The 13383-nt window shown below is 64.1% G+C and carries 11 protein-coding genes; 7 read left to right on the forward strand and 4 right to left on the reverse strand.

What is annotated here, in order from left to right:
* The first annotated feature begins 40 nt into the window (after positions 1–40).
* From GM658_RS12250 to coaD, 5 genes are all read left to right on the forward strand, one after another.
* A complete protein-coding gene (locus tag GM658_RS12250) occupies positions 41–496 on the forward strand; it encodes an Hsp20 family protein (RefSeq protein ID WP_155454331.1) in 456 nt (151 codons plus the stop codon).
* A 119-nt stretch (positions 497–615) separates the two neighbouring features.
* Entirely contained in the window at positions 616–2109 is a 1494-nt protein-coding gene (locus tag GM658_RS12255; RefSeq protein WP_211841856.1) for a DegQ family serine endoprotease, read from the forward strand.
* A gap of 20 nt (positions 2110–2129) precedes the next feature.
* On the forward strand, positions 2130–2789 hold the full coding sequence (locus tag GM658_RS12260; RefSeq protein WP_155454332.1) for a response regulator: 660 nt from the start codon (positions 2130–2132) through the stop codon (positions 2787–2789).
* Complete coding sequence (locus GM658_RS12265; protein ID WP_155454538.1) at positions 2789–4123, forward strand: ATP-binding protein; 1335 nt, start codon at positions 2789–2791, stop codon at positions 4121–4123. Before GM658_RS12260 ends, GM658_RS12265 begins: the two co-directional genes overlap by 1 nt.
* 29 nt (positions 4124–4152) lie before the next feature.
* The gene (coaD, locus tag GM658_RS12270; RefSeq protein ID WP_155454333.1) at positions 4153–5283 is read left to right on the forward strand and encodes a pantetheine-phosphate adenylyltransferase; all 1131 of its coding nucleotides are present in this window, start codon (positions 4153–4155) and stop codon (positions 5281–5283) included.
* Here coaD and GM658_RS12275 read toward each other — a convergent pair.
* From GM658_RS12275 to GM658_RS12285, 3 genes are all read right to left on the reverse strand, one after another.
* Positions 5266–5457, reverse strand: a complete 192-nt coding sequence (locus GM658_RS12275; RefSeq protein ID WP_155454334.1) for a hypothetical protein — start codon at positions 5455–5457, stop codon at positions 5266–5268. The genes coaD and GM658_RS12275 overlap by 18 nt on opposite strands.
* A gap of 207 nt (positions 5458–5664) precedes the next feature.
* Positions 5665–8034, reverse strand: coding sequence for a TonB-dependent receptor plug domain-containing protein (locus GM658_RS12280; RefSeq protein WP_155454335.1), 2370 nt, complete (start codon positions 8032–8034; stop codon positions 5665–5667).
* A gap of 107 nt (positions 8035–8141) precedes the next feature.
* On the reverse strand, positions 8142–8942 hold the full coding sequence (locus GM658_RS12285) for a PhzF family phenazine biosynthesis protein (RefSeq protein ID WP_155454336.1): 801 nt from the start codon (positions 8940–8942) through the stop codon (positions 8142–8144).
* Positions 8943–8997: 55 nt separating this feature from the next.
* On the opposite strand from GM658_RS12285, the gene GM658_RS12290 reads away from it, so the two are divergent.
* On the forward strand, positions 8998–12231 hold the full coding sequence (locus GM658_RS12290) for an error-prone DNA polymerase (RefSeq protein WP_155454337.1): 3234 nt from the start codon (positions 8998–9000) through the stop codon (positions 12229–12231).
* 201 nt (positions 12232–12432) lie between these two features.
* Entirely contained in the window at positions 12433–12909 is a 477-nt protein-coding gene (locus tag GM658_RS12295; protein ID WP_155454338.1) for a GNAT family N-acetyltransferase, read from the forward strand.
* On the opposite strand, the gene GM658_RS12300 is transcribed toward GM658_RS12295, so the two are convergent.
* Positions 12906–13340: a PRC-barrel domain-containing protein gene (locus tag GM658_RS12300; protein WP_155454339.1), complete on the reverse strand. Its 435-nt coding sequence runs from the start codon at positions 13338–13340 to the stop codon at positions 12906–12908. The two genes, GM658_RS12295 and GM658_RS12300, sit on opposite strands and share 4 nt — an antisense overlap.
* Positions 13341–13383 lie beyond the last annotated feature (43 nt).

Below are 13383 nucleotides of genomic sequence, written 5' to 3' on the forward strand. Positions count from 1 at the left end.
CGCGGGACCTTATATCGCTTAACTTTGAAAGGATATGAACATGCGTACTTTTGACCTGACCCCACTGTATCGTTCCGCAATCGGTTTCGACCGCCTGGCCCAGATGCTGAATGACGCGCATCGCAGCGACCAGCCCAGCTACCCGCCCTACAATATCGAGCTGGTGTCGGAAGACCAGTACCGTATCGTGATGGCGCTGGCCGGCTTTGACCGTAGCGAAATCGACATCACCACCGAGCGCGACTCGCTGGTCGTCGTTGGCCGCAAGCAGAAAGACAGCCAGGAAAAGACCTACCTGCACCGCGGGATCGCCTTCCGCGATTTCGAGCAGCGTTTCCAGCTGGCCAACCACGTGAAGGTGAATGGCGCCTCCTTCAGCAACGGCGTGCTCACCATCGAGCTGCAGCGCGAAGTGCCGGAAGCGCTGAAACCGCGCAAGATCGCCATTGACGGTGTTGTCAACCACACTGCCCTGGAGCAGCAAGCTGCCGCCTAAGCGCGTCCAGCTCCCATGAAAAAGGCCGGATTTCCGGCCTTTTTGCATTAAGACGCATCTAAGTTTAATGCCGCATATTGGAGCCGTTGAGAAACGCTATTTTCATCAGGAGTCAAACCATGCGCAACACCACTACCATGTTCCTCGCCCTGGCTACCGCCGGCGTTGTCGGTGCCGGTGCAGCCATCGCTGTCCAGCATAGCCAGGCCTTCGCATCGCCCGCCCCAGTCGCTGCCATCACCGCCCCGGCCACCAACGCCGCCCAGGGCGCGCCGGCGCCTGTGCCCGCGCCGATGATTTCCCTGCCTGACTTCAGCGTGATCGCGTCGCGCAATGGTCCTGCTGTTGTCAATATTTCCACAGTCGGCAGCACCAAGGCCGCCAGCTTCCGGGGCGACCAGGACGCCGATGCGGACAACGATCCGTTCTTCGAATTCTTCCGCCGCTTCCAGCAGCCCGGCCCGCGCGGCCGTGGCGGCGCCGTGCCGACCCATGGCGTCGGCTCCGGCTTCATCGTCAGCGCCGACGGCATCATCCTGACCAATGCCCACGTGGTGCGCGACGCCAGCGAAGTGACGGTCAAGCTGACCGACCGCCGCGAATTCCGCGCCAAGGTGCTCGGTTCCGACCCGAAAACCGACGTGGCTGTGCTGAAGATCGACGCCAAGAACCTGCCGGTCGTCCCGCTGGGCCGTTCCAACGACGTGAAGGTGGGCGAGTGGGTGCTGGCCATCGGTTCGCCGTTCGGCCTGGAAAACACCGTCACCGCCGGTGTGGTGAGCGCAAAAGGACGCTCCCTGCCTGACGATTCCAACGTGCCCTTCATCCAGACCGACGTCGCAATCAATCCTGGCAACTCGGGCGGTCCGCTGTTCAACACCCGCGGTGAAGTGATCGGCATCAACTCGCAGATTTACAGCCAGAGCGGCGGCTACCAGGGCCTGTCCTTCTCGATCCCGATCGACGTCGCCACCCGCGTGCGCGACCAGGTCGTCAAGACCGGCAAGGTGGTGCATGCACGCCTTGGCGTAATGGTGCAGGAAGTGAACCAGGGCTTTGCCGACTCCTTCGACCTGGAGTCCCCGGAAGGTGCGCTGGTGGCCAATGTTGAACGCGGCGGCCCGGCCGACAAGCTTGGCCTGAAGGCGGGCGACGTAATCCGCAAGATGAACGGCCAGAAGATCGTTGCCTCGGGCGATTTGCCGGCCATGGTCAGCCTGGCCATGCCAGGTGATAAAGTAACGCTTGAAGTCTGGCGCCAGGGTAAGACCGTTTCGCTGGAAGGCAAGCTGGGAAATGCCAGCGACCGCAACGTCGCGGCGGTACAGAACGATGAAGCGGCCTCCAAGCTGCGCCTCGGCCTGTCGCTGCGCCAGCTGGACCCGATGGAGCGCCGCGAATCCGGCCTGTCTTCGGGCTTGCTGATCGAGGACGCCGGCGGCGCCGCCCTGAGCGCAGGCGTGCAGCCGGGCGACGTGCTGCTGTCGGTGAACGGCCGCCCGGTCACTTCAGTGGGCGATGTACGCGACCTCGTGGCAAAATCCAGTAAATCCGTTGCGCTGCTGATCCAGCGCGGCGACGAGCGTATCTTTATCCCGGTGCGCCTCGGCTAAAACAACAAGAAAGGAAAGAAATGCGCCTCCTGCTGGTAGAAGATGACACGATGATCGGCGAGGTAGTGCTCGACCTGCTCAGGGCCGAGCACTACGCAGTCGACTGGGTCAAGGATGGCGCCATGGCCGACACGGCCCTGCAGACCCAGACGTATGACCTGGTGCTGCTGGACCTGGGCCTGCCGAAGAAGGACGGGCTGGAAGTTCTGCGCTCCATGCGCGCCCGCAAGGAGCTGACCCCGGTGCTGGTGGCCACCGCGCGCGACGCAGTGGAGCAGCGCATCGCCGGCCTGGATGCCGGCGCCGACGACTATGTGCTCAAGCCTTACGACCTGGACGAGCTGCTGGCCCGCATCCGCGCCCTGCTGCGCCGCGCCGCCGGCCGCGCCGAGCCGATCTTCGAGCACAAGGGTGTGTCGATCAATCCGCAAACGCGCGAGGTGATCGCCAACGGCCAGCCGGTCAGCCTGTCGGCCCGCGAATGGGCGGTGCTGGAAGCGCTGATTGCCCGCCCCGGCATCGTTCTCTCGCGCGCGCAGCTGGAAGAAAAGCTGTACAGCTGGAAGGATGAAGTCAATTCCAATGCAGTCGAGGTGTATATCCACGGCCTGCGCAAGAAGCTCGGATCGGACCTGATCCAGAACGTGCGCGGCCTCGGTTATATGGTGCCGAAACAATGATGATGGCAGTCCCGAAGGTCAACGTCACGCACTCGCTGCGTGGGCGCCTGCTATGGTTTTTGCTGGCGGCGATCACCATGGCCGCCGTGGCGCAGGCCATGATCGCCTACAGCTCGGCGTTGAACGACGCCGACCAGATCTTCGACTACCACATGCAGCAGATGGCCATGTCGCTGCGCTCCAATGCGCCCATGGCCTCCACCAGCAATAACGACCCTTCCGATCCCGGCAACGACGAGATGGTGGTGCAGGTATGGACGCCGGATGGCATCCAGGTCTTCCGCTCCCTGTCGCGCGCCGAACTGCCGCAACGCGCCGTGCTGGGCTTTTCCAACGTGCGCGCCAACGGCACTACCTACCGCGTGTTCTCGGCGCAATCGGCCAACCAGACCATCCAGATCGCCCAGGACCTGGCCGTGCGCAAGCGCATGGCGGGCACGCTGGCATTGCGCACCGTCGGCCCCATCGCCCTGATGGCGCCGGTGCTGATGCTGGTGGTGTGGTGGGTGGTGTCCGGCTCGCTGGCGCCGGTGGCGCGGGTGCAGCGGCAGCTCGCGTCGCGCCAGGCGGACGACTTGTCCGAAGTATCCGATGCGGACTTGCCGGACGAAGTGCGGCCCCTGGTGCAGGAACTGAACCTGCTGTTCTCGCGCGTGCAGACCGCCTTTGAAGCGCAGCAGAATTTCGTGGCCGACGCAGCGCACGAACTGCGCACGCCGCTGGCGGCGCTCAAGCTGCAGATCCTCAGCCTGTCCCGTGCTGATGGCAGCGAAGCACGCGACGTCGCCATCGGGCGCCTGTCGGCTGGCGTGGAGCGCGCCTCGCGGTTGGTGGAGCAATTGCTGGTGCTGGCCCGCACCGAAGCGGCCGACGCCAAGCTGGAGCCGGTCAGCCTGACCGACCTGGCCAAGCGCGCCGTGGGCGATATGGCGGGCGCCGCGCAAGCGCGTTCGATCGACCTGGGCCTGGAACAGGCCGACGAGGCCTCGGTCAAGGGGCAGGGCGATGCGCTGGTGATCCTGTTGCGCAACCTGGTCGATAACGCAGTCAAATACACGCCGGCCGGCGGCACGGTGGATGTTTCGGTGCTGGGCGCCTGCGGCGGCGCCGGGGCAAAGCTGGTGGTGGAAGACAGCGGCCCCGGTATCGCACCGGAAGAACGCGAGCGCGTATTCCACCGCTTTTACCGCGTGCCGGGCAGTGAAGCCCAGGGCAGCGGACTGGGACTGGCCATCATCCGCGCCATCGCCGAACGCCACGGCGCCACGCTGGCGCTGGACGCGTCCGAGCGCCTGGGAGGCCTGAAAGTGACGGTGGAGTTTGCCCCGAGCTAGAATGTCGTTTTCGACATCCGGAGCAGGGCATGCAGAAGATCGGTTTCTCGGGGACTTTGGACCCCATCACCAACGGCCATATGTGGGTCATTGGCGAAGCGCGTTCCATCGCGGAGGAGGTAGTGGTCTTCCTGTCCGAGAACTCCACCAAGGCGCCCAAATTCTCCGCCGAAGAGCGCAAGGCCATCGTCCTGGCCAGCTGCGCAGAGCGGGGCTGGAATAACGTCGCAGTGCAGATCGTGAAAAGCGAATACACGGCGCGCGTGGCCAAGCGCAATGGCGTCGGCTACCTGATTCGCGGCATCCGCAGCACCGCCGATTTCGATTACGAAAACCTGATCCAGCAAACCAATGTGGAAGTGATCGGCGGCGCCAAGACGCTGTTCGTGATGCCGCCGCGCGACCTGGGTTCGGTGAGTTCCAGCTTCGTCAAGGCGCTGGAAGGCCCGGTGGGCTGGAACTGGACGATGAAGAAATTCGTTCCGGCGCCGGCCTACAAAGCGTGGATCCTGGCCTGGCTGCGCAAGGAATGGGACAGCCTGTGGCGCGAGCGCCCGCATTCGGCCGAATGGTTCGAACGCCTGACCGGCGAACAGGCCTACGGCGGCGCCGAGCGCCATTACCATAACCTCGACCACCTGGTGCACGGCCTGGCCGAAATCCGCGCCTGGGCCGCCAATACCGGCGCTGCACCGGCCCACGTGGCACTGGTCAAGGCCGCCTTCTGGTTCCACGACGCCGTGTATGCGCACGCCGCCGGCGAGGTCTCCAACGAAGAAGCCAGCGCGCGCCTGTGGCTGGGCAGCGGCCTGGAGCCGGACGCGGTGCGCGCCGAAGAAGTGGCGACCCTGATCCGCGCCACCGACCATTTCCAGGGCGGCGCCATGCTGCACCCGCTGAAGGACACCATGCTGTCGGTGGACCTGGCCATCCTCGGCCAGGAAGCCGAGGTATACCAGGCTTACGCAACGGGCATCCGCGCCGAATACGCCCACGTGCCCGAAGCGGACTACAACAGCAAGCGCGCCCAGATCCTGGCGCACCTGCGCGGCAAAGCAGAAGCGGGCACGCTGTTCGCGGACCCCTTCTTCACCGACAACTACACCGCCGCTGCGATTGCAAACATGAGCGCCGAGCTGGCGCTAATTGCTGGAAGGTAGGGGAAGCGCGAGATCGCGCCAGAAGCGTTCCACTTCCTCCAGTGCGTTGGCCTTCTCGCACTTTTCGGAAACGGCGCTGAGGATGAATTCTTCCGCCGACATTTGCTCAATCGGCGCCCATTTGGCGATTGCGGAAATAACGTCGCCAGCCAGGTGGATCGTCATTGCAGCCATAGCACCTCCTCCGTGTGGAAAGTAATTCCACCTTGCATCATTTGGACCAGGGAGGTTTTGCGCTAAATCAAACCCTACGCAAGAGCCCGTGTCCCACCTTGGGGTCACACCCGAAATGGGACACGGGCCCGGCCGCAACATGGCCGAGCCCGTGTCCCGAAACGGGTGTGACCCCATGGTGGGACACGGGCTGGGCCGTTGCGGCGCTTAGAACTTGACGTGCAGGCGTGCGAAGTAGGCCACGCCGTTCAGGCCGAACTGCACACTCTCGTACTTGAAGCCGTTGTCGGTTTCGTTCGGGTCCTGGCTGCTTGGGTGCACGTTGAAGATGTTGGAGGCGCCAATGCTGAACTTGGCCTTCTGGGTGATCGCGTAGGTGAAGCCCAGGTCGGCCGAGGTCTTCGCTTCGTAGTGCTGGTTAGGCACGCCAGCTGCGGTGCCGCTCCAGGTGCCCAGGGTCTGCGGACCGTAGTGGATGATCTTGAAGTCGGTTTCCAGCGGGCCGGTCACGTAGTTGAAGCCCAGGGTAGCCTTGCGGCGCGGGCCGCCTTGTTCCATGAACAGGCGCTCGCGCTCGGACAGCAGCACGTCTTCGAAGCCCTGCAGCGCTGCCGGGGCGTGGATCGCGGTCACTTCGGTCTTGCTGAAGTTCGCAGCCAGGAAGGTGGTCAGCTTGTTGCCGAACACGGTGGCTTTGTGCGATGCGGTCAGGTCCAGGCCCTGGGTCTTGGTGTCGACCGAGTTGACGAAGAACTGCGCGGCGCCTACGCCCAAGGTGGCCAGCTTGGCTGCCAGCACAGGGTAGTTGTCGTCGTTAAACTGGCCGGACAGCACGATGCGGTCCTTGATCTTGATGTGATACAGGTCGGCGGTGACCGACAGGTCGGAAGACGGGGTCCAGGTCGCGCCCAGGGTGAAGCTGCGCGATTTTTCTTCCTTCAGCGGATCGAGGCCGGCGATCTTGCCGACCGGGCCCACGGCCGGGGAGATCGAAATGTCGACCGGCTTGCCGCCCACGAAGTCGGTGTAGGTCGAGGAGAAGTAGGCCTGCTGCAGCGACGGTGCGCGGAAGCCGGTCGAGGCCGAGCCGCGCAGCAGCACTGGGTCGGCGATGCGGTAGCTGCCGGCCAGCTTGCCGTTCACGGTGGAGCCGAAGTCGCTGAACTTCTCGTAGCGTACGGCGCCCTGCAGGCGGGTCTTGGCGTTGACGTCCAGTTCCAGGTCCAGGTAGGCGGCGTGGCTGTGGCGCTTGGCGTCGGTCTGGTCGCCCGGCTGGAAGCCCGGGAAACCCTGGCTGCCGGCATTGCCGCCGCCAGGACCGTCGGCGTCGATGTAGGAGCCCGGTTCGCCGGCGAAGATCTTGTAGTTTTCGCGGCGGTACTCGGCGCCGAACGCCACGTTCAGGCCATCGCCAACCAGGCCTTCGAAGTAGCGGTTCATGTCGAAGTTGGTGGTCGATTGCTGGAACGAGAAGCCGCCCGCGTCGAAGTGGTCAGGGCTGATGCCTTTGCCGCCGTTCATCAGGTCGAGATTGGCGATGGAGGCGTTCAGGGTATGGCTGATGTTGTACTTCAGGCGGTTGTAGCCGTAGGTCTGCGACAGGTCGGCATTCCACTCGCCGATCTTTTGCTTGTAGCCGAGGATGGCGAAGCGGTCATCCAGGTCGCCGTTGATGAACGGGACGAAGCCGTCCGGGTACATGGCGGCGGAGTTGCGCGATGGGACGTCGTCGGTGCCGTTGCGTGCCCAGGCGCCGCTCGATGCGTCGCGCTGCTGCAGGCTGGCGGTGAAGTAGACGCGGCCAGGGCCGGCCGGGATTTCACCGTTCACGAGAACGGTCTTGTTCTTGGTCTTGGAGTCGCCGATGATGCGCGGATTGTCAGGCTCGGCGCGGTTGGAGCGGCCGCGGTCCAGGTATTCGCCGGTAATGCCGACGGTGCCGCCAGCCACGGCGAAGCCGCAGTAGGCCGATGCCAGGTAGTTCTTGCCGTCGCCGGCGCCGTACTGGCCGTAGCCGAGCGAGGATTCGCAGCCCACGTTCTTTTTCAGGCCGATGTCCATCACGCCGGCAATCGCGTCCGAACCGTATTGCGCTGCGGCGCCGTCGCGCAGCACTTGCACGTCCTTGATCGCCATCACCGGGATGGTGTTCATGTCGGTACCGGTCGAGCCGCGGTTGCGCGCGCCGAAGATGTTGACCAGGGCGGAGGTGTGGTGGCGCTTGCCGTTCACCAGCACCAGGGTCTGGTCCGAGCTCAGGCCGCGCAGGGCGGCGGAGTCCACCAGGTCGGCGCCGTCCGCGCCGGACTGGCGGGTCGAGTTGAACGAAGGGGAGATGAAGGCCAGGGTTTGCGCCAGGTCGAACTGCGCGCCGTTTTCGGCGGCCTTGGTGAGCGGGATCACGTCGATCGGCGCCACGGTATCGGTGGTGGAGCTGGTGGCGCGGCGCGAGCCGACCACGTTCACCACGGTGATGTCGCCATTTTGCGTTTGTGCAACGACAGGGAAGGCGGACAGGGCGCCCGCGCCGTACAGCGCGGTCAGGATGGCTTTACGCAGGATCGAATGGCTTGACAATTTTTTGCTCCTAGGAAAAATTGCCTTCCATTCTATCCGATCAGGCCTGTGGCAGCGTTCATAAGTGGCAAGTTTGCGTTGCAACTACGCCACTTCTGCGCTGCGGATCATACGTACTCTGCCGCTCCTCCGATCAGGATTTGCTCTCCCTCAAGACGGGTGCGGATCAAACATGGTTGGCCGCGCCTGGCGCCCTGGTACAGCGCGAGCGAATGGCCAAGGTGGAGCGTGAGGGCGCCGGCCGCAACACCAGTGGCGCTGTCTTCCATCGCCGGGTCGAGGTGGTTGAAGTTGCGGCCTTCGAAGGCGCCGTCGGCGCGGCGGCACCAGGCGTAGATACCGTTGACGCCATATGCCTTGCCCCATTCGACGATCGTGGCCAAGTCCGGGCGCAAGGCCTGCAGGGTATCGCTGTCGGCCACTTCCACCAGCAGTTTCGGACTGCCGACCGAGGCCACGGCGGGCGCCGAAACCAGCGCCGGTCGGGGCGCGTCGAGCAGGCGCGCTGCCAGCTCGGCCAGGCTGGCCGGCTCGGCGCCGGGCGCCAGGTTCGGCAACTCCTGGCGCGACAGGCTGGCAAAGAATCCGTCGTCGTTGCGGCTCAAAACCAGCTCTTGCCCGCGCATGGCCGTGCGCACTTTCATCGGTCCGGTCGTGTCCGCGAGCAGCACGCGCGCCGCCGCCAGCGTGGCATGCAGGCAAAGGGGGGAGCGCGTGTGCGGATAGAAATAATCCAGCGTCCAGGCGGCATCGCCGGCGCCGGCGTCAACAAACACGCAGGCGCTCTTGTTGGCGGCCTTGGCGAAGGCCTGCCTTGCCGCGATGCCTGCGCCGCCATCGCGGATCACCAGCGCCGGGTTGCCTTGCCCCGGGCGGACGCCAAAACATAACAGTTCCGAAATAGTCATCGGCGCAGGATACAACAGGGTGGCGCGGCGCGCTGGCGGCGGTGTAGAATACTGTATGGATATACAGTTACCCCGTGCCGGGCTGCCCGCCTATGCGGAGCTGTTTTGCCTGACAAATTTTTCATTTTTGCACGGCGCTTCCCATGCCGAAGAGCTGGTCGAGCGCGCGGTAAAGCTCGGCTATAGCGCCCTGGCCATCACCGACGAATGCTCGCTGGCCGGCGTGGTGCGCGCGCACGGCGAGGCCAAGCAGGCCGGCCTGAAACTGCTGGTCGGCGCCCACTTCCACCTGAGCCACCCCGACGGCAGTCCCGCGCTCTCGCTGCTGGCGCTGGCTGCCAACCGCAATGGCTACGGCAACCTGTCGGAAATGATCACCCTCGGCCGCATGCGCGCCGACAAGGGCAGTTACGAACTGCACCCGGACGATTTCGCCCATCCGCCGCCCGAACGCGAGCATTTGCGCGGGATGCCCGATTGCCTGCTGCTCCTGCTGCCGGAATACCCGGCCAGCGTGGATCGCCTGCACCAGCAGGCGTCGTGGATGGCCGCCACCTTTGGCGAACGCACCTGGCTCGGCATGACCATGCTCGGCCGCGCCTTCGACGAAGCCCACAGCGCCGCAATTGAGGAGGTCGCGCTGCAGCACGGCTTGCCGATGGTGGCGGCCGGCCACGTCTGCATGCACGTGCGCTCGCGCAAACCGCTGCACGACACGCTGACTGCGGTGCGGCTCGGCAAGCCGGTCAGCGAATGCGGCTATGAATTGGGCCAGAACGCCGAGCAGCACCTGCGCTCGCGCCTGCGCCTGGCGAACGTCTACCCGCCCAAAGTCCTGGAAGAAACAGTACGCATAGCCGGCATGTGCACGTTCTCGCTGGAAGAACTGCGCTACGAATACCCGAATGAGCTGATCCCACCAGACCATACGCCCGCCAGTTTCCTGCGGCAGGAGACTTACCAAGGCGCCCAGTGGCGCTACCCGCACGGCATTCCGCAACACGTGCGTGAGCAGATTGAAATGGAACTGGACCTGGTTGCGCAGTTGCGCTACGAGTACTTTTTCCTGACGGTGTATGACATTGTCCGCTACGCCCGCTCAATCGGAATCTTGTGCCAGGGGCGCGGTTCGGCCGCCAATTCGGCGGTCTGCTATTGCCTTGGCGTGACGTCGGTCGACCCGGTGCGCGGCAATAGCGTAGTGGGGCGCTTCATATCGATTGAACGCAACGAGCCGCCAGATATCGACGTCGACTTCGAGCACCAGCGGCGCGAGGAAGTAATCCAATACATCTACAACAAATACGGACGCCATCGCACCGCGCTGGCTGCAACCGTGATCTGCTACCGCACCAAGAGCGCGCTGCGCGACAGTGGCAAAGCGCTCGGCGTGGACCTGGAGATTGTTGAGAAGGTCGCCAAGTCGCACCGCTGGTTCGACCGCAAGCACGAACTGATGGAACGTTTCGCCGAATGTGGCCTGGACCCGGAATCTCCCGTCGCGCACCAATGGGCGCAGCTGGCGCTGCAATTCCTCAGCTTCCCGCGCCACTTGTCGCAGCACGTCGGCGGCTTCGTCATCTCGCAGGACAAGCTGTCACGCCTGGTGCCGATCGAGAACGCGGCAATGGAAGACCGCAGCGTGATCCAGTGGGACAAGGACGACCTGGAAGAACTGGGCTTGCTGAAAGTAGACGTGCTGGCGCTGGGCATGCTGACGGCAATGCGGCGCACTTTCGACCTGATCTCCGAACGCTACCAGATTCCATTCGGCATGACCAGCGTGCCACCGGAAGACAAGCCGACGTACGACATGATCTGCCAGGCCGACACCATTGGCGTGTTCCAGATCGAATCGCGGGCGCAAATGAGCATGCTGCCGCGTTTGCGGCCACGCAAGTTCTACGATCTTGTGATCGAGGTGGCGATCGTACGTCCCGGGCCGATCCAGGGCGGCATGGTGCATCCTTACCTGCAGCGGCGCATGGGGAACGTACCGGTCACTTATCCGCCTAAACTCGAGAAAGCACTGGGGCGCACGCTGGGCGTGCCGATCTTCCAGGAGCAGGTGATGCAGGTGGTGATCGATGGGGCGGGCTTCACGCCTGGTGAAGCCGACCAGTTACGGCGCTCCATGGCGGCCTGGAAGCGCAAGGGCGGATTGGAGAAATACCAGGATCGCATTGTCACCGGGATGATGGCCCGTGGCTTAAGCGAAGAGTTTGCGCTGCAAATCTGCCAGCAAATCCAGGGCTTTGGCGAATATGGTTTCCCCGAATCGCACGCGGCAAGTTTTGCATTGCTGACGTATGTGAGTTCCTGGCTCAAGCGTCACGAGCCGGCGGCGTTCCTGTGCGCCTTGCTGAACAGCTTGCCGATGGGCTTCTACAGCGCTTCGCAGCTGGTGCAGGACGCGAAACGGCACGGCGTCGAAGTACGGCCTGTGGACGTCGAGATCAGTGGCTGGGAATCTTCGCTGGAAGAGCTGGATGCGTTGCCGGCGCTGCAGGAGTTGCCATTCGAGCGCGAAGTGCTGCCCGAGGAGTTTCTTGCCGCGCGGGCGGCGCAGGGCGCCCGGCGGCAACCGGCGGTGCGGCTCGGCATGTCGCGGCTGTACGGCATGCGCGAAAATGCTGCGGCACGGATCGAAGAGGCGCGGGCGGCGCGTCCATTCGCCAGCGTGGCGGACCTGGCGCGTCGCGCCGACCTCAATCGCCACGACCTGCAGGTGCTGGCTGGCGGGAATGCCCTGCGCTCGCTGGCGGGCAACCGCCGCCAGGCGTTATGGGATGCGGCGGGTGCAGTGCCGGACAAGGACTTGCTGCGCCCGACCGAAGTGGAGGAAGATGCCCCGCAACTGGTCCCGCCGACTGAAGGCGAAGAAATCCTCGGCGACTACCGCGCGCAAGGCCTTACGCTGGGCCGCCATCCGCTGGCGCTGCTGCGGCCAGCGCTGCTGGCCAAGCGCTTCCTGCCAGCCGAAGTGCTGAACACCTTCAGCAACAACCAGCTGGCGCGCGGTGCCGGCATCGTCACCGGACGCCAGCGCCCCGGCACGGCGAAAGGTGTGCTGTTCGTCACCATCGAAGACGAAACGGGCTACGTCAATGTGATCGTCTGGCCTGATCTGGTTGAGCAATACCGGCGCGAAGTGCTGGGCTCATCGCTGCTTGGCGTGTACGGCGTCTGGCAGCAGGAAGGCATCGTGCGCCACTTGGTTGCCCGCCGCCTGGTCGATTTATCGCACCTGCTCGGCCGCCTGCCCACCGCCAGCCGCGACTTCCAATAAGCTTGCGCCGCCTCAAGCTACGCCATATGCGGCGCGCATCGCATTGGCGGAACGATTGAGCCGTCGTCAACGCCTGCGATTCGCGCGGCAGGTTCTACCGAGTCTGCTATTGGTCGTGAAGTTGTTAAGATCGGTGCGCTGTCGTTGGCAACACTGGTGATGACGTTCTACTTTCCAAACAAGGCCAGATAAAATGGCCGGATGGAAAAACATTTCAACTTAAGGGCGGGGACGGCTGGCGATGCAGCGGCGATCAGTGCGCTGATCCTTTCGCTGCAGCCTTACCTCACCATTGAGCCGGACGGAAGCGGGGCGGAGGAATTCCTGGTATCGCTCTCGCCCGATATCATCCGCCGCAACCTGCAAGACGAGAACTACCGCTACCAGCTGGCCTATGACGGCGACCTGCTGGCGGGTGTCGTTGCGGTGCGCGACAACGCCCATCTGTTCAGCTTGTACGTGGGCTCTGCCTGGCACGGGCAAGGACTTGGCAAGCGGCTGTGGCAAGTGGCCCGGGATGCGGCGCTTGCGCGCGGCAACCCGGGCAGTTTTACCGTGAATTCCTCATCGTTTGCGGAAAGCATGTACCGCCACCTCGGCTTCACGGCGACCGGTCCGGTGGCGGAAATGCATGGCATCAGGTTTATCCCGATGCGGCTCGACCTGGCGCAGGTTTAGCGCGAGCTCTGGTCGAGGTGGCTCAGGCCGCTGGTGGTGCCGCTGGTGCCGTAGAAGCTGTGCAGCTCCGCCGCCCAATCCTGGTTGGCCATATCCGGCCAGTGGCTCTTGTCGAAACCGGGCGCCTGTTCGATGCGCTCCTTGTCGATATTGAGCGTCATGCGGTGGTTGACGGTATCGAGCGACAGCGCCTCGAACGGCACCGCAAACAGCTTCTCGCCGATGCCCAGCACGCCGCCTGAAGCCATCACCACATAGGCGATATGCCCGGTCTGCATATCGAGCATGATCTCCTTGATCGTGCCCAGATGCTCGTTCGTCAGGTTGTGGACATGGTCGCCGATCAGGGTGTCGGCGCCCATCAGGCGCGGCCCCGGGCCCTGGTGGCCGGTGTCGACATAGTTGCCATATTCGTCGCGATCCAGACTCATGGTGGCCTCCTGTTGAAATAAAGTTATTGTTGCTGCCTGGCGG

This window comes from Massilia eburnea (assembly GCF_009720745.1).
Classification (GTDB): Bacteria; Pseudomonadota; Gammaproteobacteria; order Burkholderiales; family Burkholderiaceae_D; genus Rugamonas; species Rugamonas eburnea.